At 60.4% G+C, this 21,756-nt stretch carries 21 protein-coding genes and 1 other RNA gene; 7 read left to right on the top strand and 15 right to left on the bottom strand.

Annotation, left to right across the window (positions count from 1 at the left end; genetic code table 11):
- Nucleotides 1-21 precede the first annotated feature (21 nt).
- From AC1D2R_RS16190 to ssrA, 5 genes are all read right to left on the bottom strand, one after another.
- Nucleotides 22-198, bottom strand: coding sequence for a hypothetical protein (locus AC1D2R_RS16190; RefSeq protein ID WP_477968310.1), 177 nt, complete (start codon nt 196-198; stop codon nt 22-24).
- Entirely contained in the window at nt 182-460 is a 279-nt protein-coding gene (locus tag AC1D2R_RS16185; RefSeq protein ID WP_477968308.1) for a ribbon-helix-helix domain-containing protein, read from the bottom strand. Before AC1D2R_RS16185 ends, AC1D2R_RS16190 begins: the two co-directional genes overlap by 17 nt.
- A gap of 97 nt (nt 461-557) precedes the next feature.
- The gene (locus AC1D2R_RS16180) at nt 558-752 is read right to left on the bottom strand and encodes a DUF4169 family protein (protein WP_477968306.1); all 195 of its coding nucleotides are present in this window, start codon (nt 750-752) and stop codon (nt 558-560) included.
- 48 nt (nt 753-800) lie between these two features.
- Nucleotides 801-1,313, bottom strand: coding sequence for an SspB family protein (locus AC1D2R_RS16175; RefSeq protein WP_477968304.1), 513 nt, complete (start codon nt 1,311-1,313; stop codon nt 801-803).
- Between the two features lie 124 nt (nt 1,314-1,437).
- Nucleotides 1,438-1,807, bottom strand: a transfer-messenger RNA (tmRNA) gene (ssrA, locus tag AC1D2R_RS16170).
- A 341-nt stretch (nt 1,808-2,148) separates the two neighbouring features.
- Between ssrA and thyA the strand changes: the two genes are divergently transcribed.
- Nucleotides 2,149-3,072 (top strand): thymidylate synthase, encoded by a 924-nt coding sequence (gene thyA / locus AC1D2R_RS16165; RefSeq protein WP_477968302.1) that lies wholly within the window; start codon nt 2,149-2,151, stop codon nt 3,070-3,072.
- Nucleotides 3,073-3,371: 299 nt separating this feature from the next.
- Here the strand turns inward: thyA and AC1D2R_RS16160 are convergent, their stop codons facing one another.
- The 3 genes from AC1D2R_RS16160 to AC1D2R_RS16150 all read right to left on the bottom strand — a co-directional run bounded on the left by AC1D2R_RS16160 (nt 3,372) and on the right by AC1D2R_RS16150 (nt 8,419).
- On the bottom strand, nt 3,372-4,667 hold the full coding sequence (locus AC1D2R_RS16160; protein WP_477968300.1) for an epoxide hydrolase family protein: 1,296 nt from the start codon (nt 4,665-4,667) through the stop codon (nt 3,372-3,374).
- 210 nt (nt 4,668-4,877) lie between these two features.
- Nucleotides 4,878-7,895, bottom strand: coding sequence for a PAS domain-containing protein (locus AC1D2R_RS16155; protein ID WP_477968298.1), 3,018 nt, complete (start codon nt 7,893-7,895; stop codon nt 4,878-4,880).
- Nucleotides 7,896-8,050: 155 nt separating this feature from the next.
- Nucleotides 8,051-8,419, bottom strand: a complete 369-nt coding sequence (locus tag AC1D2R_RS16150; RefSeq protein ID WP_477968296.1) for a response regulator — start codon at nt 8,417-8,419, stop codon at nt 8,051-8,053.
- A gap of 520 nt (nt 8,420-8,939) precedes the next feature.
- Here AC1D2R_RS16150 and AC1D2R_RS16145 point away from each other — a divergent pair.
- On the top strand, nt 8,940-9,872 hold the full coding sequence (locus tag AC1D2R_RS16145; RefSeq protein ID WP_477968294.1) for a LysR family transcriptional regulator: 933 nt from the start codon (nt 8,940-8,942) through the stop codon (nt 9,870-9,872).
- Between the two features lie 332 nt (nt 9,873-10,204).
- Here AC1D2R_RS16145 and AC1D2R_RS16140 read toward each other — a convergent pair whose 3' ends face one another.
- Nucleotides 10,205-10,873 carry a VOC family protein gene (locus tag AC1D2R_RS16140; protein ID WP_477968292.1) on the bottom strand — a complete coding sequence of 223 codons (669 nt, stop codon included), beginning with the start codon at nt 10,871-10,873 and terminating at the stop codon, nt 10,205-10,207.
- Nucleotides 10,874-11,095: 222 nt separating this feature from the next.
- Here AC1D2R_RS16140 and AC1D2R_RS16135 point away from each other — a divergent pair, with 222 nt between their 5' ends.
- The 4 genes from AC1D2R_RS16135 to AC1D2R_RS16120 all read left to right on the top strand — a co-directional run bounded on the left by AC1D2R_RS16135 (nt 11,096) and on the right by AC1D2R_RS16120 (nt 14,973).
- Nucleotides 11,096-12,382 carry an epoxide hydrolase family protein gene (locus tag AC1D2R_RS16135; protein WP_477968290.1) on the top strand — a complete coding sequence of 429 codons (1,287 nt, stop codon included), beginning with the start codon at nt 11,096-11,098 and terminating at the stop codon, nt 12,380-12,382.
- Nucleotides 12,383-12,420: 38 nt separating this feature from the next.
- Nucleotides 12,421-13,233 carry an SDR family NAD(P)-dependent oxidoreductase gene (locus tag AC1D2R_RS16130; protein WP_477968288.1) on the top strand — a complete coding sequence of 271 codons (813 nt, stop codon included), beginning with the start codon at nt 12,421-12,423 and terminating at the stop codon, nt 13,231-13,233.
- Between the two features lie 69 nt (nt 13,234-13,302).
- Entirely contained in the window at nt 13,303-14,331 is a 1,029-nt protein-coding gene (locus tag AC1D2R_RS16125; protein WP_477968286.1) for a D-cysteine desulfhydrase family protein, read from the top strand.
- Nucleotides 14,332-14,379: 48 nt separating this feature from the next.
- Nucleotides 14,380-14,973 (top strand): NADPH-dependent FMN reductase, encoded by a 594-nt coding sequence (locus AC1D2R_RS16120; protein ID WP_477968284.1) that lies wholly within the window; start codon nt 14,380-14,382, stop codon nt 14,971-14,973.
- Nucleotides 14,974-15,046: 73 nt separating this feature from the next.
- Here AC1D2R_RS16120 and AC1D2R_RS16115 read toward each other — a convergent pair whose 3' ends face one another.
- From AC1D2R_RS16115 to AC1D2R_RS16090, 6 genes are all read right to left on the bottom strand, one after another.
- Nucleotides 15,047-16,576, bottom strand: coding sequence for an aldehyde dehydrogenase (NADP(+)) (locus tag AC1D2R_RS16115; protein ID WP_477968282.1), 1,530 nt, complete (start codon nt 16,574-16,576; stop codon nt 15,047-15,049).
- Between the two features lie 207 nt (nt 16,577-16,783).
- Nucleotides 16,784-17,419, bottom strand: a complete 636-nt coding sequence (locus AC1D2R_RS16110; RefSeq protein WP_477968280.1) for a cysteine hydrolase family protein — start codon at nt 17,417-17,419, stop codon at nt 16,784-16,786.
- A 26-nt stretch (nt 17,420-17,445) separates the two neighbouring features.
- Entirely contained in the window at nt 17,446-17,994 is a 549-nt protein-coding gene (locus tag AC1D2R_RS16105; protein ID WP_477968278.1) for a hypothetical protein, read from the bottom strand.
- Nucleotides 17,995-18,117: 123 nt separating this feature from the next.
- On the bottom strand, nt 18,118-19,101 hold the full coding sequence (locus AC1D2R_RS16100; RefSeq protein ID WP_477968276.1) for an enoyl-CoA hydratase/isomerase family protein: 984 nt from the start codon (nt 19,099-19,101) through the stop codon (nt 18,118-18,120).
- A gap of 36 nt (nt 19,102-19,137) precedes the next feature.
- Nucleotides 19,138-19,608, bottom strand: a complete 471-nt coding sequence (locus AC1D2R_RS16095; protein ID WP_477968274.1) for a RidA family protein — start codon at nt 19,606-19,608, stop codon at nt 19,138-19,140.
- Complete coding sequence (locus AC1D2R_RS16090) at nt 19,602-20,327, bottom strand: SDR family NAD(P)-dependent oxidoreductase (protein WP_477968272.1); 726 nt, start codon at nt 20,325-20,327, stop codon at nt 19,602-19,604. The genes AC1D2R_RS16095 and AC1D2R_RS16090 overlap by 7 nt, the downstream gene beginning before the upstream one ends.
- 295 nt (nt 20,328-20,622) lie before the next feature.
- Here AC1D2R_RS16090 and AC1D2R_RS16085 point away from each other — a divergent pair, with 295 nt between their 5' ends.
- On the top strand, nt 20,623-21,711 hold the full coding sequence (locus tag AC1D2R_RS16085) for an NAD(P)H-dependent flavin oxidoreductase (protein WP_477968271.1): 1,089 nt from the start codon (nt 20,623-20,625) through the stop codon (nt 21,709-21,711).
- Nucleotides 21,712-21,756: the final 45 nt, after the last annotated feature.

Raw genomic sequence — 21,756 nt, 5'->3', positions numbered from 1 at the left:
GGTCGCAGAATGCCCGTAGAGCTAGATACCTGCCAGGCGCGCCCGTTCGACAACGTCGTTCACAGACGCAGCCTTTGCGGCCGTGTATCCGTCGCCAACTACGTGCGCGCCAAGCAGCAGTCGCAGGGCGCCGGCGATCGTCAGAAAATGTTCGGGCCAGGCGTCATCGTAGGGTACGATCTCAACCCGTTCGGCCATCATTCGGTTCCCCATTCCGATCATGCGAAAGCTCCGTGGGTCCGACCGAAGCCGGTCGCACCTTCACAGAGGAAAGAACGTATACCCGCAGCGCCGAAGACAGGTTGCTGTCCGGGTCTCGCTGATCGTCGATTTCGGAAATGAGTGCTGCGAGGGGGACGGCGCGGGCCGCGGCGATGGCATTCAACTCGCTCCAGAACTCGTCTTCCAGCGAAAAGCTGGTGCGATGTCCGTGCAGGGTGGTCGAGTGCTTTCGGATCATCGCGTCGGTTCAGGTTTTGATTCAAGGCGTTGAGACGGCGATTCCGAAAGTGCGGCCAAGTGATTGATCGCAGATTCGTTTCGGCTGCCTGCTGATGTCATTCGCGGTCGTCGTTCCTGTCGATGTGACCCTGTTCGTGCGCCTGCTCGGCCTTCTCGTTCAGGGCCTTCGTCAGTTGCTTTTCAACCTTGGTCCGGCCGAAGGAGATACGGTTCTGCTCGGCCTGCTTTTGCTTGTCGGAGCGGGCCCGCTTTTTCCTGAACTGGCGGAGGTTGACGATTTCGGCGCTCACGGATGATCTCCGGCATGAAAAAGGGAAGCGGCTGCTTCCCTTGGATCCCTATTGTTTCTTGCGGAAGGCATCGAGCGAAACCACCGATCCGGGTTTCTTCTCGTCCCCCTCGATGGGCTTTGCCGCGGGCGTTTCCTCAGTCTTTTCCGACGCAAGGGGATAAGCGGTGATCTCGGCGTCCGGCAGTTCCTCACCGTCGGCGAGCGGCACATCGAATTCCAGCTCGAAATTGACCGAGGGATCATAAAATCCGCGAATGGCATTGAACGGAATGAACAGTTTTTCAGGAATATCCGAGAACGACAGGCCGATCTCGAAGCTCGAATCGGTAACCTTCATCTCCCAGAACTGATGCTGGATGACGATGGTCATCTGCTCCGGATATTTCGACTTCAAAAGCTGCGAGATGCGAACACCCGGGGCACCCGTGAGAAAGGTGATGAAGAAGTGATGATCGCCCGGCAGGCGGCCCGTTGCTGCGACTTCGGACAAAACCTTGCGGATAACGCCGCGCAGCGCGTCCTGCGCCAGAATGTCGTAGCGGATGTGATCCTGCCCCATGCTTTCCTGTCTTTCGTTGGTCCGTCGTCTTTTCCCAAGCTATATGCCATGCCCGGGCGCCTTGGAAAAGGCCGGAGCCGAGTCATACTTTGTCAAACATACATGATTTGCGCGTCAGGGAGAAGGTGAAGGCTTCTGTTGCCAGGTGCCTTCGGACCCCGCCTTAAGGTGCGAACCTTCAGGACTTGATTTGAAGTGTCACACTGCGATTAAGCAGCGAGACGAGCTTCCGCATAGTTGTCATTTGCAACTACAATTTTAGCCCGATAACGGCGGTACAATGCCGAGCAAAAAGACGATCTTTACACCCTTGTCGATCCTGTTTCGCCCCCATCAAAAGCCGGCCATCTCATTATAGGGCCGCCGGTTTTTGGTGGAGGCGCCGGGTACCGCCCCCGGGTCCAATAGGCTTATTACACCGCTCATTTATCGCCATAGCCAATCCGAAGACTGGCAGGGTTGATATAGTGTTTTCCGTTTCGGATGGGAAGAGCCATCGTCACAAAAGCATCGCGGGCGGCCAACAATTGTTGGGATGGGTCCAATTGCTTCGATGTCAATCGCGTGGAGAGGCGATGCATGGCGAGGTGATCTGCGACAAGACCGGTCAATGAGCCATCAGCGACAATGCGCTGTGTTCATCGCACGGGAGGAGATCAATACAAAAGCATCGCGTGGCACCCAAGATTTGTTTGGACAGGCCTGACTTGGTGATTGGTTTCAGGCTCCGGGGAGCCTAATTATAGGCAGAATGGAATCGGTGGTGGGCGATGAAGCAGTATCTCGATCTCTTGGATCGCGGGCGCCACGATCGCCCGCAATTCAGGAAAGAGACATGGCCCGTCACCAAGAATACCAGTACCTGGACATCGTCGAACATGTGCTGAACCATGGCGACAAGCGCATTGACCGGACAGGCGTCGGCACGCTTGCCTCGTTCGGCGCGATGATGCGCTTCGACATGAGCGATGGAACTTTTCCGGTTTACACAACCAAACGCGTCTACTGGAAAACGGCAGTGAAGGAGATGCTCTGGTTCCTCACTGGCCAGACGAACATTCGTTCATTGCTGATGGACAACGTCCGTATTTGGACGGATTGGCCGCTCGACAAATATCGCAAGGCGACCGGAACGCAAATCAGCCAAGAAGATTTCGAGGCGCGCGTGATCGCGGACGAAGACTTCGCTCTTCAATGGGGCGATCTCGGGCCGGTGTATGGCAAGCAATGGCGTCGCTGGGTCGGTCCGGATGGGCGTGAGTACGATCAGATCGCCGCTGTGATACAGACGCTTCGATCAAACCCTGCCAGCCGTCGTATGCTTTTTCACGCTTGGAACGTCGCCGATCTCGACCAGATGGCTCTCAATCCCTGCCACAATTTCTATCAATTCTTTGCAAGCGGCTTTGGAGAACGGGAAGAAGGGCAGGTGCCGAAGCTGTCACTCATGGTCGGAACCAGGAGCAATGATTTAGGCCTCGGAAACCCCTTCAACGTTTGCCAACAGGCGGCTCTGCTTGCGATGGTGGCCCAACAGGTGGATATGACACCGCACGAGCTGATATGGGTTGGAGGGGATGTTCACCTCTATCTCAATCACATGGAGCTTGCGCAGACGCTTCTCAAGCGCGAACCTCGACCTTTCCCGAAGCTTCGGTTGCTTCGGCGTCCGGACAGCATCGACGGTTATCGGATCGAAGATTTCGATGTGACGGGATACGATCCGCATCCTGCCATCGAGGCGCCAGTCGCAGTCTAGCGATGGCGTCGCTCCTGGAGTTCGATGACCTCGGCCCCAGGAGAACCTCTGCCGAGCAAGAAGGCTTTTGGTCAACACGACGCTCTGACGACCCACATCGCGCTGTTACCCGTTTGAAGAGCGGTTAGAAGGTACCAGGCGATATCGCGACGGAGATCTCCAGCGGATGGAAGTATGGCGCGATCCCGGTTTAGGTGTGAGCCGTCGGAAGCGCTGCCGGAGCATGCGCATCCTCGGTTCTCGGATTGCTCCCACTGATCGGAAGTGCTGGCTGGGTCGCGTGGCTCACCCAAGGTAGCTCAGATTTGGTCGCGCAAAGGCTTGAAGGATTCCCGCAGCTCGGCCGTGAAGAGCTCCGGCTGTTCCCAGGCGGCGAAGTGCCCCCCCTTCGGTGGCCGGTTGTAGTGAATGAGCTTTGGATATGCCTTTTCGGCCCAGCTTTGCGGTGCCTGGTAGATCTCGTCCGGAAAAGCGCTCACGGCGACCGGGATTTTGATGCCGCGGGGATCGAAGAAGCCGCCCGACGGAAAATGCGCGTTGTCCCAATAGAGCCGCGCCGACGAAATCGCGGTGTTTGTCAACCAGTAGAGGGTGACGTTGTCGAGAACGTCGTCGGGCGTAAGTCCCTCTTTTTCGCCATTGAAAGACCTTGCGATCATTCGGTAGCTGCGGATGTCGTGATCCAGCATCCAAGCCGCGAGTCCGATCGGCGAGTCTACGATGCCGTAGAGCGTTTGCGGCCGGTTGTTCATCTCGATCGCGTAGCCCAGGCCATTCTTGTTGAAATCGTCAAGCTGGTCATAGGCCCGCTTCTCGTCTGCAGACAGGTTCGCTGGCGGAGTGCCCGCTGCGAGCGCCTGCGAGATCTCGGCCGGCACGGTGGCCGCCATGTTGGTGTGGATGCCTAGCAGCCCTGGAGGCTCTTGCAACGCCATCAACTCCGTGACGGCGTTACCCCAATCACCGCCTTGGGCGACGTATTTTGTATAGCCGAGGCGCTGCATCAGGGCGGCCCATGCTTTGGCGATACGCGGTGGAGTCCAGCCTGGTTCCCTCGGCTTGGCGGAGAAACCGTAGCCCGGGAGGGAAGGGACGACGACATGAAAGGCGTCCGCTTCAGTGCCGCCGAACGCGGTCGGATCGGTGAGGGGCTTAATAATCTTCAACTGTTCGACAATCGACCCCGGCCAGCCGTGGGTAACGATTATTGGCAGCGCTTTTTCATGCTTCGAGCGAACATGGATGAAATGTATGTCGAGACCGTCGATCTCGGTCATGAACTGCGGGAAGGCGTTAAGCCGAGCCTCTACCTTGCGCCAGTCATGGACTTTCCAATGCTTGGCCAATTTCTTGATCGTATCCAGCCGGACACCCTGGCTATCGTCCGCAACGTTCTCCTGATCGGGCCAGCGAGTGGCGGCGACACGGCGGTGCAGGTCCGCGAGCTGCTCTTCGGTAGCGGAATACTTGAACGGCCTTAGGGCAGAATCCTTGCTAGTGGCCGCGAATGCTTGCGGAACCATACCGACGGCACCCGCGGACGCTGCGACGGCGAGAAGTGTACGACGAGTGACCTGCGGCTGTGTTCGGGACATATCATCCTCCTTCATATTGCCGTGCCTTTTCGGAAGGCAAGGTCACACCAATGAGGCCTCACAGCCATTGCACCATGGTATCGTCGATACCTTCGTACCGGCTGCACTAAAGTTTGCGAGGCTTCCCACTCCTATCCCCTGGGGAGGGAACAGCTCGTAGGGTAACTGATCGGGAGATCGAAGTTGCCTTGTGGGCCCCAATAGCTCTGGTCATGAATATTGCCCGTCCAGTGGGCCACCTTTGGCTGGGTCCAGACAAGGTGAGCTAGCACCATATTTCGGGAGGGTGAACGTTATTGTCACGCCATGATCGTCGTTCACCTGTGCCCAGATCCGCCCGAGATGGTTTTCCACGATCGTCCGGCTTACCGAGAGCCCGATCCCCATCCCCTCGTTTTTGGTCGTGTAGAACGCATCAAAAATCCTGTCCATCCCTTCAGATCCAAACCCCGCCCCGGTATCTTTGACAGAGACGCTGATCTCCTTGTCGTCATGGGAGGACGATCGGATTACGAGACGCCTCGGTCGGTCGCAAACGCTTTCCAAAGCCTCAATGGAATTGCGAATTAGGTTCATGATGACTTGCTGAAGCTGGACGCGGGCGCCTGCCACGCGCGGTAGCCCAACGCCGAAATCCGTGACCACTGACACACGTGCTCGCTGCAGATCGCTCAATGCCAATGCAATCACTTCACCTGTCACTTCATTGATATCCAGCGCTTCGACAGAAGCCGGCTTTCTGCTGAACAGGGCGCGAAGCCGGACAATGACTTCCGCTGAACGGTTTGCGTCACGAACCATTCGCCGCGCGGTTTCCTTGGCGAGTTCGATATTCGGAGGCTCGGCAACGAGCACACGAAGACACGTGCTGGCGTTCGCGACGATTCCCGCAAGCGGCTGGTTGACTTCGTGTGCGATGGACGCAGTGAGGACGCCCAGGCTCGTTATACGAGTGACATATGATAGCTGCGAGCGAGCTTCATTCAATGCCTCCTCAGCCAGTCGGCTTTCGGTGATGTCCTGCACAGCGCCGGTCAATTCCTGATCACTGTCCTTGTTTCGCTCGCTGTGGGCGAGAACGCGGACGTTCTTGATCGACTGGTCAGGCATTAAAAGCAGGATCTCGTAGTCGAAGTCGCCGCCTCCGTCGCGCGCCTGATCTACAACTTTCTGCACCGTCGGCACACTGTCCGGATGAAGCCGCGACAGTACGGTAGCAAGGGATATAGGGGTCGACGTGTCGACGTCGAAGATGCGATATGTTTCAGCGGACCATGTGATCGCGTCGGATCCGAGGTTCATTGAGAAGCTTCCCGTCCTGCTAAGACGCTGTGCGTCCGCCAGGAATTCTTCGCTCCGCCTCAGCTTCTCCTCGGCGCGCTTTCGGTCGTCTATGTCGGTAAGTAGCCCGTACCACCGGACGATTGCGCCGTCGTCGTCCCGAAGGGGAAGCCCTCGAAGCTGAAACCATCGCCACACCCCATCATGCCTGCGAAAGCGCGTCTCGTAGTCGTACGGCTCCCCCGTGACGATCGAACCCATGAAGTTGTCGATGCATATCTGCAGATCTTCGGGGTGGGTTATGCCGTTTGTGTCCCAGTGTTTCACCTCTTCCAACGGAAGCTGGAAATAGTCGAGCAGCTGTTGGTTTGCGCCATTCAACTCCCCCGTCGGCGAAAACAGAGCGATCATCCCCGCAATCCCGTCGACGATTAGCCTGGATTCGCGTTCACGGTCGGCAAGGGCCTGTGCGGCGCGCTTGCGATCCTCTATGTCAATATTCGTCCCGAGCCATCTGACGACGTTGCCTTGGTCGTCGCGGAGCAGATTGACGCGAAATAGAAACCAGYGGTATTCGCCATCGAATCTGCGCATGCGCGCTTCGAGATCATTGGGGACGCCAGTGGTCAGGCACTCACTCCAAAACGCGACTGCCTGTTCTTTGTCGTCCGGATGGAGCACCCCACTCCAGCCCCAGCCCTCTGCCTCTTCGGCAGTGAAGCCGGCATAGTCGAGCCATCGATCGTTGAGGAAGTCGCAATAGCCGTCGGGGCGGGTGCTCCATACCGACGTTGGCAACGCGTTGATAATTTTGCGAAGATCGAACTCGGCGTCTCTGAGGGCCTGCTCGGCGCGCTTGCGGTCATCAATGTCCACGTGGAGCGCGTACCATCGCACGACGCTGCCGTCTTCGGCTTTGAGCGGCTGACCGCTCACCTGGAACCACCGATACGTCCCGTCCGTTCCGCGCAGGCGTACTTCGATATCGTATGGAGCACCGACTTCGACTGCGCTGTCGAGGGCTTCGGCCAGACGCGGGACATCGTCGGGGTGAACGACGTCGTTGTGCGCCCATTGACGGATGGTTTCCAAGGTCTGCCCGTAGTAACGAAGCAGATGCTCGTTCGCCGCCTCGACCTGGCCGTCCGGGGAAAGTACGCCTATGCCAGCCGGAATGCTTTCCAGCATCAGGCGCGCTTCGTGCTCCCGCGCCGCCAGCTCGATCTCCGCCTTCTTGCGATCGTCGATGTCCACGAGCAGGTGGAACCAGCAGAGGATGCTTCCGTCCACGTCTCTTAAAGGAAGGCCCAGGACGTTGTGCCAGCGGTAGACGCCGTCGGCCCGAAGATGGCGGCTCTCGACGTTGTAGAACGTGCCGCTCACATGCGCCGCGATCTGGTGGTCGATCGTGCTTCGCAAGTCGTCGGGATGCACGACTGCCGTAGCTTTCCAGTCCTGGAGTTCCTTCAACGTCATGCCGAAATAGGCCAGCGCCGGTTCGTTGAGAGCCTCCACATCACCGTTCGGCGTGGTCACGGCGACTGGCACGGGGATACTGTCTACGATCCTTTGGAAGTCATTGTCGTGCTTGCTATGATCGATTTGCGTCGTCGGCGCTTCGACAGCTCGGCCGTACCATTTTACGATCCGGCCTTCATCGTGCAACGGATTGCAACAGATGGTAAGGCGGCAATGCTCGCCGTACCTGCCGCGCACGGGTATCGTCATCTCGAAGGGTTCGCCCGACGCAAACCTGATCCGCCAGATCCGGGCGATATCCGCTACGTCGTCGGGCGACGCAGCGATCGGCCAAATATCACCGTGCGGCCAGTTCTCGAGGGCACCGGCAAATTCCGCGAGGCTCATGTTGATGAAATCAATGCGCCCGCCGGGGTCGGCCGAAAACACCATCCCTGGTAGCGTGTCCAGAACCCGACCGAGTTCCACTCCGATACCTCTCCTCTCGCCACTTGCCACTAGCCCAAGGAAGCCATCCTACGAGTTAGGCGTCCTGCCATGTATTATCCAATGGTGTCGGGTGCGCAGCATGGCGCGCCCAAGGTTGCAAATAAAAGCGCCCACCGATAGCAGTCTGCAACCAACTATTGGAACACCTTGTCCAAGGCTTCCTGAAGTGCGACCTCGCTGAATGGCTTAAACAGGCATGCCGACGCTCCCCCTTGAATGAGAAGGAGCCGTTCATTTTCATCCTTGTGTGCGGTAATAAATACAATCGGAGTTTGTTGGCCAAGCCGTCTCAGTTCCACCTGCAGATCGGGACCCGACATCCCCGGCATTGCGACGTCCAATACCAGACACTCGGTCCTTGTCATCCAATCCGACTTAAGAAACTCCGCGGCGGAAGAAAACGCCCTGACTTCGAATCCAAGCACCCTCAAGAGGTCGGGGAGGGCTTCCCTGACCGATTCATCATCATCTACGACAGAAACGCGCCGTGCTTTTGACACCATCAAAATCCCGTCTGGATAGTTCTTTCACGGCATCTAAGCCTGCCGCGCGCCAGGAAGACAAGATGCTCAGGTCTATGTGTTCAATTGCAACAGGAAAGTGCGAACCGCATTCAACGCCACTCTGTCACGACGGGTTTTTCGCAAGGCAAAGTCCAAACGTTGTTCTGAACGATGACGTCGATCGTCCGCTATCCCAGGTTGCTGTTAACCCGTCGGAAGCGATCATGCTTCGTGCATGGAACACTGTCCATTGTACGAAGGTGTCGACCCCTTCTATTACAACCATACAGTGCGATATTTTCCGCCGGAATCCAACTTCAGAGCGCGGTTCGATGGCCGGATGAGAACCCTTCCCATGCATCGCCTCTACCATCGGTTCTCCCAGGCGCCAGCCCCCACATTGCCAGGGCCGCGCTCTTGCAACGAGGTATCGTCGATACCATTGGATGGGTTCTGCCGTATTTACCTGAGCAGCAAATCCTACGATGACTGGTGCCGAAGCAAAGTCACGGAGCAGGGAATGGATCGGATCGACGCAATGAAGGTGTTTGTCACGGCCGTGGAGGAAGGGAGCCTTGCGGGCGCGGCGCGACGTCTCAAACGGTCTCCGACGGCCATTAGCCGAGCCCTTGCGCTTCTGGAACAGCATGTGGGCGTCGAACTGCTCCATCGTACGACAAGAACCCTCAAGCTCAGCGAGGCCGGTCAGCGTTACATCGAAGCCTGCAGGAGGGTGCTTGTCGACCTCGAGGAGGCCGATATCATTGCCGGTGCTGAACGCTCCTCTCCACGCGGCGTGCTGACAATCTCGGCGCCGCCAATCCTTGGCGAAGAGGTTCTTCGACCGATTCTCGACGATTATCTCCAAAAGCATCCGAACGTCGCCGTCCGACTTCTGATGCTTGACCGTTTCGTGAACCTGGTCGACGAGGGCGTCGACGTCGCGCTCAGAATCGGAAATCTGACCGACTCAACGCACATTTCGACACGCATCGGTGGCGACGTCAGGCGGGTTGTCGTCGCTTCTCCACGGTACCTTGCGAACACTACTGCGATCGACGAGCCGTCCGATTTGTCGAAGCACCAGATCATCGCATTCTCGAATTTCGGTCTTGAGTCCTGGAGCTTCACGCCCGTCAGCGGATCGTCGATCCCGAGGACGGTTCACTTCGCTCCCCGATATGTCGTCAATAGCGTGCGCGCCGCCGCAGCGTCGGCGGCTGCGGGAATGGGCGTTACCAGACTCTACTCCTACCACGTTGCCGACCTTGTACGGGACGGAAGACTTCAGGTCGTCCTCGCGGCAGAAGAACCCGCTGCACTTCCAGTCCACCTTCTGACGCCCCAGGGACGGATAGGGGTTCCCAAGGTTAGATCCTTCATTGATTTCGCAGTTCCTCGCCTGAGATCGGAACTGGCACGGATCGCGACGCAGGCGCGGCCTGCATCTTGATTATGCCGAAAGCCGGTTGAGTGCCGTCTTCAGTGCGGCAATTCTCCCGACGCGTCAATGCATCTAAAAGGGGCCAACGCCGAAGTGGGCACGACACGACCCAAAGCAATCTGCCGTAGCAGAAAGCCATGAAGGAAGACCGGAATGCGAAGCAAGGCCGTCATGAATGCCGGCGTGGGCAGATCAGGTTGGGCACCTTAAACAACCGCGCGAACTGCCCAGTTGGTCGTCGAAGACGTCGAACTCGATGACGGGTGGGTTGGTCTCCGGAGTGCGCAGTATAGGAGTACCGCGCGGACGCTTTGCGCGGTCGAGCGCACTAAGAGCCCAATTCAGGTCGGCAGGGTCGCGCCTGCCTGCTCTTTGACCAGGTAGTCGGCGTACCAATCCGGCCAAGCGTCGTCGTGCTTTCCGCCCTCGCGCTTTTCGTGCTCGCCGTGGGCGGCGGCGACCCTTCGCAAAGCGGCGGCAAGATCGCTCACCGATGTGAACGCCGCACCCTTGGCGTCGATACGGCCAGGCAGTCTTGTCGTGACCTCCTGAAACAGCCAGCCATTTCCGTCCGGATCGGAAAAGGAAGCAAAAGAGCCGTAACTCGAACGCGAAGGGTGGGGGCCAGGCAGGCGGTGGTCGGCGCCCTTGTGATGGAAGACGCCGCCGGCATCGTGGAAGACGCCGCTCATCTCGGCGCCGCGGGAGGCAAGGGCGGCGTGGGCCATCTCGATGTCCGAGACGACAAGATGGAGTCCTTGTGCGGACCCCGGTGCTGCGGTCGTCACGTTCGATCCGAAGATGACGGAGCAGGGTGAGCCAGGAGGGGTCACCTGGACGACGCGGAAGCCGTCCTTGCCGGAAACGTCGGCGTCGAGCCGCCAGCCGAGGCCGGTGTAGAAGAGTTTAGCGCGATCGACGTCGGACACGGGAATGACGACGACCTCGAGCTTCATGTCGACGTCGTTGGTGGGGGCGGCCGTCGGTCTGTTCGGTTCCTGGATTGCCATTTCGATCTCCCTCGGTTTGGAATTCATCCGCGGCATTCCCGCCACGGGAACGATGCGCCCGCGCCCGCGTGGCTGTCCATTGTGCGAAGGTGTCGGTCCTTTTGCTGCACGCTCGCAACCGGTCCATAGGTATCGCCGATACCTTCGTGCAATAGCGTCCGAGCCGATGCCGGCCGATCCCTATGACGCATTCCAACCAGGTCGACCCAAACGGAGAACGTCATGTCTGCAGAAGTTGAAACCATGACCGCCCTGTCCCCGACAAGGCGCGAACTGCTCGCAGCCACGGCGGCGACGGCCGCGATCAGCGTCCTTGCGAGGGCGGCCCGCGCCTCATCGGTCGCAGACGCCATCCGCCCCTTTGAATGCGCGATCCCCCAGAACGAGGTCGACGAGCTTCGACGCCGCGTCCGCGCCACCCGCTGGCCCGGAAAGGAAACGGTCCCCGATCGGTCGCAGGGCGCCCAGCTTCAGAAATTGAAGCCGCTCGTGGATTACTGGGGCACCGAATATGACTGGCGCAGGGGCGAGAAGAAACTGAACGCGCACGCTCAATTCATGACGACGATCGACGGCCTCGACATCCACTTCATCCACGTCAAGTCCAAGCATGAAAACGCCTTGCCCCTGATCATGACACATGGCTGGCCGGGATCGGTGCTCGAGCTCGTCAAGACAATCGGACCACTCACCGATCCCTTAGCGCACGGCGGCACCGCCGAGGATGCCTTCCACGTCGTCATTCCTTCCATGCCCGGCTACGGTTTCTCGCAGGTTCCGACCGAGAGCGGGTGGGGTCCTGATCGCATCGGGCGGGCCTGGCATGTACTGATGAAGCGGCTTGGCTACAACCGCTACGTCTCGCAGGGCGGCGACTGGGGCGCTGTCGTATCCGACAAGATGGCAGCCCAGGCGCCGGAAGGGCTGCTTGGCATTCACACGAACATGCCGGCGACCGTTCCTCCTGAAATCGCAAAGGCGCTTGCCGATGGCGAACCAGCACCGGCCGGGCTTTCAGCAGACGAGAAAGCCGCCTACGAGCAGATGAACGCGCTCTACACGAAGGGAGCGGGCTACGCTCTCATGATGGTCACCCGGCCGCAGACGCTGGGCTACGCGCTGACGGATTCGCCCGTCGGTCTCGCTGCCTGGTACTACGACAAGTTCGCGGACTGGACATACAGCGGCGGCGATCCCGAGAAGTCTCTGACGAAGGACGAGATGCTCGACGACATCTCGCTCTACTGGTTCACGGGAACCGCGACCTCAGGCGCGCGCCTTTACTGGGAAAACAACGCCAACAACTTCAACGCCGTGGACATCAGGATCCCTGCCGCGATCACCGTGTTTCCGGGCGAGATCTACCAGGCACCGAAGAGCTGGGCCGAGAAGGCCTACCACAACCTCATCTACTACAACAAAGTCGACAAGGGTGGCCACTTCGCCGCCTGGGAACAGCCAGACCTCTTCACATCGGAGCTGCGGACGGCGTTCAGGACGCTGCGCTGACGATCCGCACGACTGCACGCCAAGCAAGGAGAAAAGACATGACAAACTTTCCAAGAGGAACTGCGCTCATCACAGGCGCGTCGTCTGGCATCGGGGCGCTCTACGCCGACCGGCTGGCGCGGCGCGGCTACGACGTCATACTCGTGGCGCGAAGCCAGGATTCGCTCACCAGAATTGCCAAGGATATCGCGAATGCGACTGGTCGAAACGTGAAAACCGTTCGAGCCGATCTCGGCCAGCGGGAGGACCTCCTGAAGATCGAAGGAATCCTTCGCAGCGATCCGTCGATCACGATGCTGGTCAACAATGCCGGCGTCGGCGCCGTCGAGCCGCTGCTCATGTCGGACGTGGAGGCCATGGAGCGGATGATCAAGATCAATGTGACGGCCTTGACCCGTCTGGTCTATGCCGTCGCTCCGTCCTTTGTTGCGCGCGAGCATGGAACGATCATCAACATGGCTTCCGCATTGGGCATTGCGCCGGAAATCCTCAACGGCGTCTACGGCGCGACGAAGGCGTACGTCATCGCGCTGACGTTCTCGCTTCAGAAGGAGCTGGCCGAAAAGAACATTCGAATCCAGGCAGTTCTGCCAGGCGCTGTCGAAACCCCGTTCTGGGAGGCCTCGGGAGGATCGCTCGACCATCTACCCGACCAGATCCTCATGAAGGCGGACGATGCGGTTGACGCCGCGCTCGCCGGTCTCGACATGGGCGAGCTGATCACCCTTCCTTCGGTGCCCGACGTTGACGACTGGAACGCCTACGAGGCGGCCCGCCAAAAGCTGATGCCAAACCTCTCTCGCAACATTCCGGCGGCGCGCTATCGGACACCGGCGCTAGCCTCCCAATAAAGGCGACGAACGCAGTGGCCGATGTTTCGATGAACTTGATGACACAACACTTCAAATGCGAGATGAGCGATGCCCGACAGTGATCTATTGAACCGGTTCCCGCGCGTGCCTCTGATGCAAGGACCGACGCCGATCCAGCGCATGAGTCGTCTTGAGCAGGTGCTGGGGGACCGGCGAAGAGCCGTCTCGATCTGGGCGAAGAGAGACGATCTCATGGAACTCGGCGGCGGAGGCAACAAGCTTCGCAAGCTCGAGTTTCTGATAGGCCAGGCGAAGTCCGAGGGTTGCGACACGATCATCGCGATCGGTGGAGTGCAATCGAACTTCGCCCGGCTGGCCGCAGCCGCCTGTGCGAGAACCGGACTCGCCTGTGAACTGGTGCTTGCGCAGATGGTCCTGCGCGACGCCGAGATCTATCAGGGCAATGGCAACGTGCTGCTGGACCAGTTGTTCGGCGCGCGCCTCCATATTCTCGCGAGGGGCGACGATGCGGGCGGGTTCGCCACGCGCCGGGCGTCCGAGATCGCCACGTCTGGCCGAAAGGCATTCGTAGCAACGCTTGGTGGTTCGACACCGGTCGGCTGTCTCGGATATGTCGACTGCGCCTTCGAGCTCGCGATCCAGTCGGCCGAAATGGGAATGGCGTTCGACCATATCGTCATTCCGAACGGCAGTGGCGGCATGCACGCCGGTCTGGCAGCCGGAATGGTGATCGAAGGAAGCGATCCTTCCCGGATAAGGGCGCATACCGTCCTGTCGCCCGCAGACGCCTGCGTCCGTGCGACGGTCGACAAGGTCAACGCAGTCCTCGAGCTCCTTTCGAGGAAAGAGCGGATCAAGCCGGAAGATCTGACGATAAGCGGCGGCCAACTCGGCGGCGGCTACGGCATTCCGACGCCGGACATGGTCGAGGCGGTCAGGATGGTCGGCCGATCGGAGGGCCTGCTTCTCGATCCCGTATACGGGGGCAAGGCTTTCGCCGGTCTCATTTCCGACATCGAACGCGGCGTCATCGCGCCAGGATCGAACGTACTGTTCCTGATGACTGGAGGTTCCCCTGGGCTCTATGCGTATGCGGACGCCCTGAACAGCAACTGATCCCCGGAACGAGGGGCATCAACACAAACCAACCCAAATGAGGATGCAATGGCTTCGAAACCGAAAATCGCCGTCATCATCGGCTCGACCCGTCCCACCCGCTTCGCCGATAAACCGGCGCAATGGATACTCAAGCAAGCGCAGGCGCGCGACGACATCGACGTCGAACTGGTCGACCTGCGGGACCATCCGCTGCCGTTCTTCGACGAGGTGGCGTCGAACGCGTGGGCGCCGAGCCAGAACCGCGAAGCAGTCCGCTGGCAGGAGACCGTCGGCCGTTACGATGGCTACATCTTCGTCGTTGCGGAATACAATCGCTCGATCACCGGCGTGCTGAAGAACGCCCTCGACCAGGCCTACACGGAATGGAGCCGCAAGCCGTTCACCGCCATCGCCTACGGCAGCACCGGAGGATCGCGCGCGCTCGAGCACCTGAGGGGTATCGGCGTCGAGCTGCAGATGGTCTCGACACACGCCGCTGTTCACATTGGCGGCGGGGACTTCTTCGCGGTGTTCCCGATGGGCGGCAACAAGCCGATCGAGGAAATCGAAGCGAATCTCCTGCCGTCTGCCAAGACTGCGCTGGATGAACTGGTCTGGTGGGCAAAGGCTACGATGGCCGCCAAAGCGGTGGAAATCTGATCGCCGGAGTTAGAGCTTGCGTCGTGGGAGCGTTGATCGCCCCCACGACATCGTTACCAAGGTCGCAGGGCGCTTATGACTTTCGGAGCGGCTTCGGAAGCAGCTCGACCGGAAAGTCCTGGTAGGAGACCGGTCGCAGGAAACGATAGATCGCCAAGGTACCGACCGAGGTCGATCTTCCGTCCGACGTGGCGGGATACGGCCCGCCGTGGACCATCGCCGGCGACACCTCGACCCCGGTGCCGAAGCCGTTGACGAGAAGCCGCCCGGCAAGAAGCTCCAATTGCGGGATCATCTGCGAGGCGGCCGGAAGGTCGTCCGCGTCGACATGCAGGGCGATGGTTAACTGACCTTCCAAGGATGCCACAACGCTTCTGAGCTCTGCATCATCCCGGCAGCGGACGATCAGTCCAGAGGCGCCGAAGACCTCCTCCTGCAGTTCGGGATCAGCGAGAAACGCGGCAGCCGTCGTTTCGAAGAGGGCGGCCGCGGCCTGGTGGTGCGTTCCGTCCTTCCCCACAGCGACCTGAGACACGCAGGACGAGGCCGCCAGCCTGGCAACGCCCTTGCGATAGGCCTCGCATATGCCGCCGGTCAGCATGGTCTGAGCCTGAGATTGCGCGAGTGCTGCAGCGGCGCTCTCGATGAATGCCTGGAGGCCCGCACCGTCAATGGCGATGATGAGGCCTGGATTCGTGCAGAACTGGCCAGCCCCCAGCGTCAGCGATGACGCGAACGATTTTCCGATCTCGGCTCCCCGGTTCCCCAGTGCGTCCGGATAGAGGATGACCGGGTTGATGCTGCTCATTTCTGCGTAGACAGGTATCGGCTGCTTGCGCTCAGATGCGATCTTCATGAGCGCAGTACCACCGCGGCGCGAGCCCGTGAAGCCGACGGCGCGTATCCGATGGTCGGCGACCAGGGCTTGGCCGACCTCGAACCCTGCATCGAACAGCAGCGCGAAGGTCCCAGAGGGAAGGCCGCATGCGGCGACTGCCTTCAAGACGGCTCTGCCAACGAGCTCCGATGTTCCGGGATGGGCGGAGTGGGCCTTGACGACGACCGGGCAGCCTGCTGCGAGGGCGGAGGCGGTGTCGCCGCCGGCGACGGAGAAGGCGAGTGGGAAGTTCGACGCCCCGAATACTGCGACCGGGCCGAGCGCGACGTTGCGAAGGCGAAGATCCGGTTTCGCAACCGGCTTGCGGTCAGCGTCGGCTGGATCGAAACGGAGTTCCTGGAAATCGCCGTCGCGGACCTCCTTTGCGAACAGGCGAAGCTGGCCCACGGTTCTGGCGCGCTCGCCTTCGAGACGTCCGCGCGGCAGGCCGGTTTCGTCCATCGCTCGCAGGATGAGATCGTCGCCCAGCGCGAGAATGCTTTCAGCGATGGCTTCCAGGAAACGCGCGCGATCCTCGAGCGAAGTCTCCTTGTAGACCGGGAAGGCGTCCCACGCCAAAGCCGTGGCTTTCTCCACCTGCTCTTTTGTCGCGCCCGCGAACCTCGGTTCCATCGGCGTGCCGTTGGCGGGATCGATTGCGGAGAAAGCCGCCCCCGCGCCGCGCATGTTCGCGCCACCGATAAGGAGGTCGCCGGAGAGTGTCATCGTGGATCCTTTCAAAACGAAGAGCCTAACACCGCCTCGCCAGGTCGATTGCAGAGATCGCCGTGGGCGGCTGGCCGTCGAACTCACATAGGCGTCGACGCTGAGCATGCCAACCCTTGGCGCGCAAAAAGTATTACTTTTAACGCGTGTGAAATCCGGCGTGCGTATGGACGCCCGACGGATGTTGGCGATGGCTCGGACGCGAGCCTATGGCGCGTGGGTGAGGGCGATCGCGGCGATGGTTTCCTCGGTGTCGACGATGGCGCTGGCATAGCTGGGGAGATTGACCTCCAGCGCTGCATGCATCATTTCCGGCGAGTAGTCGGCGACAGCGTCCTTCACGACCGTCACGTCGTAGCCAAGCTCCGCGGCGTAGCGGACCGTGGCCTCGATGCACGTGTGGGCGACAAGGCCGATCACGATGACCCTTTGGATCCCGTGCCGCTTCAGCTCCAGGTCCAGGTCGGTGTTGGCGAAGCCACTCGAGCACCAGTGCTCGGACGCGACGACCTCGCCGGCCACGGGCACGAATTCGGCGCGGAATTCACCGCCCCAGGTTCCGAATTCGAAACTCTTGCGGTGCCACGCCGCACGCTGGATCGGCGCCACGAACTTCCAGTTTTCGTAGTCGCCCGCGCGGTAGCGATGATGCATTGCGAAGAAGACGCGGAGCTTCGCCGCACGCGCCGCGTTCAATACCTCGAGCATGTGCGGAACGCAGTTGTTCGCCTCGGCCACCTCCTTGATACGCGGCCAGATCTTCCCGCCTTCCGAGATGAAGTCGTTGTAGGGGTCTACCACGAGCAATCCCGTGTTGCTCTGATCGAAGGACAGTTGTGTCATGGACTTCTCCTTAGGCGGTTCGGCGGTCAGGCCGCCTTCGAGGACGTGTTCTTCAGCGCCGCGCGCTCGATGCTGGCCGCAAAGAGCGGCGTCTCGCCCTTGTTGTGGGCGATGGACATCGGCTGGCGCTGGGTGCGGAACAGATCGAAGGGAATGCCTTGACGGTCGAGGAAGGCCATCATCTCGTCCGTCGCGTAGGATCTGACGCGGTTCGTGAATTCGCAGTGTGCGGCATCGATTTTCTTGACGCTCAGTTCCCAGGTGACATGGATGGTCACCCGGCCGTTCGGCGTGAACACGTCGGAATCGGAGTCCAGGATCAGATGGTCCTTTTCACCCAAGGTCTCGATATAATGCTGTACCATCAAGCTTCCGCCGATGGTCTCGACGTTGATCGACATCCGCGTGCCGTCGGGCGCTGTCGTAAAGCCCGCGGCGATGTGTGCGGGCGAGCACTCCTGATATTCCTTTTCCGGCAGGTTGAAGCACCACAGCGGAATGTCGATCTTCTCGATCGGTGCGTTGATTACGGCCGAAAAGGACGAGTCGACGATCTGGTTTTCGATGCTGTGCATGTGACGTCTCCATGGTTGCGTGGCTGCGTCCGCAGAGTGGACGCGCGATCTCGTGACATGGCCGGCAATTCGATAATTGGTGCCCGCGCCACCTGCCGTACCATTGCGCGGGCACCCCTCGGCCTACTTTTCGGCCAGAGACCCCGTGTAGTGCCCGAGCCTGGCTTCGATATCCGGATCCTTCTGCAGGCCCATGTCCATCAGACTGCCGATATTCTTCTGCGCAACCGGGCGCTGAACCGACGTGATGAAGGCGTCCCAGCCGGCCCCGATCTCCGGGTCGCTCGGGAGACTTGCGAAATCGACCAGTCGCTTCGTGTCGGCGATCGCCTGGCGGTCGAAGCCGGAGATCCTGGTCGCGAGGGCCTCGACGAACGGATCGAGCTTGTCGTCGTCAAACGAGCGGTTGACGTAGCCGTACTCCTCCGCGAGATCGCCGTTGATGTCGTCGGATCCGAGAAGAACTTCCAGCGCGCGGCCACGTCCCATCAGCCTGGGAAGGCGGGCCATCGGGCCGCCGCCGGGGACAAAGCCGGCTCCGACCTCCCATTGCGACAGGATCGCCTTCTGCCGGCTGGCGAAACGCATGTCGCTGGCAAGAGCAAGCTCGCTGCCGACGCCTGTCGCCCGTCCGCGGATCAGGGCAATGGAGACGACCGGCGCCCTGCTTATGCGGACCAGCATGTCTGGAAGCGGGTGGAGGCCGGTCGGTCCCGAGGGGAGGCTGGTCGACTCCGAAAGCGGGGGCGTGAAGTTGTAGTGGGTCAGAAAGAAACCGGGTACCGCGCTGTCGAAGACGACGACCCGGAGATCGGGGTCTGTCTCGATTTGAGTGACGACCTTCTCCATCTGCGGGATTGTCTCCGGTCCGAAGATGTTAAAGGGAGGGTTGTCGAACGTGACGTGCCAATAGGCGGGCGTCCGCTTTTCGACCCTGATCTGCGCCTGTCCAGACTCGGACTTCGTGTCGGAGGGACTTTCCACCCTTTCGGCGATCTTCGTCTGTCCGGAAAGGGCGAGCGCCGGCAGGAGCAGCAGGGCCGCGGCGGTGAGGAACTTTGACGACATGGCGAGGGCGCCTGTCGAATTCGGTGGTTTGACCTTCATAGCTGCCTCCATCTTGGATTTGAGCGAACGCGTTCGCTAGGATTCGATCTCGAAGACGAGTTCGATCTCGACCGGCATTCCAAGCGGTATGCTGGAAACGCCAAGAACGATGCGGGGTGGGAGACGCTCGGCGCCGAAGATCGAAAGGAGCAGCTCGGATGCACCGTCGGCGACCTTCGGATGCTCGCGGAAGTCTCCCGGCGTCGCGATGTAGACGCCGAGCTTTGTGACCGTCCGGATCCTGTTCAGCGAGCCCAAGTGCGAACGCGCTGCCGCCAGACCGCTCAAGCACGCCGTTCGAGCGGCGTCGTAACCTTCGGCGACCGAGATGTCCTTTCCGACAAGCCCCATGTAAACGGGAACGTGCCCGACCACCGGCAGCATGCCGCTCAGAAAAAGCAGCGATCCGCTCTGTACCGCCTCGACGTATGCGCCGAAGGGCGTCGGCGCCGGGGGAAGGACGAGGGAAAGCTCCCGTATGCGCGCTTCTGCGTTCGGAACTACCATTTTCCAAGATGTGCGCCGTTGTCGACGTGCAGCACCTCCCCGGTGATATTTGCGGACTCGGTCAAATAGACGACGCCGTCGACGATTTCCTGTACGGCCGTAATCGTTCCCATGGGCGAAAGAGATTTCAAAAAGTCCCTTGGGTTCTTCGCGTGCAGGGGGGTGTCAACGACGCCGGGCGAAACTGCGTTGACGCGGATGTTGTCCGCAGCGAATTCTAGCGCGAGGCTCTTCGTAATCGCGTTGAGGCCGCCCTTGGTGATCATCGGAACGGATGCGGTGACGCCCTTGATCGGGTGATCTGTCAGGGACGACGTGATTGTCACGATGCTGCCGCCCGACCTCTGCAGAAGCATTTGTCTGACAGCATGCTTGGTGAAGTGGATGAACCCTTCGATGTTTGTCGCGGAAAGGCGGCGGAAATCGTCGATGGTGTAGTCGAGGAAAGGCTTGGTGACGAAGATTCCAGCGTTGTTGATGAGGGCGTCGATCGACCCAAACTGCTCTACGGCCTGCTGCGTGACGCGCTCCGCCGTCTCCGGATCCGCGACGTCGCCGTCGATCAGTTCTAAGCGGCCCGCGCGGTCGAAAAGGGTCGTCTCGCTGATGTTTCTGGAGGTGCCGACGACGTTGTAACCCCTGTCGAGGAACGTCTTTACCAGGCCGGCTCCGATCCCCTGCGAAGCGCCGGTGATCACCACTGTCTTATGCACGCTCATGCCTGCCTCCGTTCTGCCGACGCGACGCGCTTCGTCCGCCAGACGGGGGCCGGTGCGCTTTTGTCTTCGATTGTTGTGCTAACGCCGGCCATGAGCCGGGAACGTGCCGGACGATCGCACCGTCCCTCCGCTCTGACGGGACCATCGCGCCAAAAGCCGCGCCGGGATATTGTACGAAGGTGTCCCCGATACCTTTGGATTGGAGGTCTTGGTCAGGCAGACCAAGGTGCAATAGACGTGGGAAGGTGCCGCGGCTATCACGCTTGCAACATCACTGCATGGAGTGGAGTTCGACATGATACGCTGGCCGGATCGCCGCATTCTCGACCTGTTCGGAATTGACCTTCCCATCATCCAGGCTCCTATGGCCGGTGCGACGACGGTCGACATGGTCGTCGCCACCGCCAAGGCCGGCGGTCTGGGTTCTCTTCCGAGCGCACAGTTGAGCGTCGATGGATTGCGTGAGGCATTGACCGCGATACGAGCGTCGACGAAGGCGCCGGTCAATGTGAACTTCTTCTCGCACGTGTCGCCGCCCGCCGATCCGGCGGCCCAGATGGTATGGCGAGCGTTGCTTGCGCCCTATTATGTCGAAGCCGACCTCGACCCGGCAGCACCCGTCGTCGGGGTCGGCCGCGCGCCCTTCGACGCGGCATTCTGCGACGTGGTGGAGGACATGAGGCCGGAGGTGGTGAGCTTCCATTTCGGGCTCCCGGAGAAATCGCTCGTCCATCGCGTCAAGGCGACCGGCGCAAAGGTCATTTCATCCGCGACCACTGTCGAAGAAGCGGTATGGCTCGAGGCCAATGGGATCGATGCAGTGATCGCCATGGGTTTCGAGGCCGGCGGTCACCGGGGCAACTTTCTGACCCGGGACATGTCCACGCAGGTTGGCACGATGGCTCTCGTCCCCCAGGTCGTCGATGCCGTCAGGATTCCTGTGATAGCGGCAGGGGGGATTTCGGAGGGCCGGGGAGTGGCTGCTGCACTGATGCTGGGCGCCTCGGCCGTTCAGATCGGCACTGCCTATCTGTACTGCCCGGAAGCCAAGATACCTCCTGTGCATGCGGCGGCTCTCGCCAGCGCATCCGACGACAGCACGGCCATCACCAACGTTTTTACCGGTCGACCGGCTCGAGGCATCATGAACCGCATCATGCGCGAACTCGGGCCGCTTTCCGACAGCGTGCCATCATTTCCGACGGCCGGGGCCGCACTCGGAGCTATCCGTGCGAAAGCGGAAGCAAGCGGACGGGACGACTTCACCAATTTGTGGTCTGGGCAGGCGGCTCGGCTGGCAAAGCGTCTGCCAGCCGGCGAACTGACCAGGGCGCTTTACGACGACGCGGTGACGGTCCTAGAGGCCCGCTCGAGAAGTTCGTGAATTTCTAACGTCTTGCGGCAGACAGTCCTCCGTCCGATCGACATA

This window comes from Rhizobium sp. P1_C7 (assembly GCF_056406295.1).
Note: the sequence above shows the minus strand (reverse complement) of the source record. Positions and strands in the feature narration are given on the sequence as shown.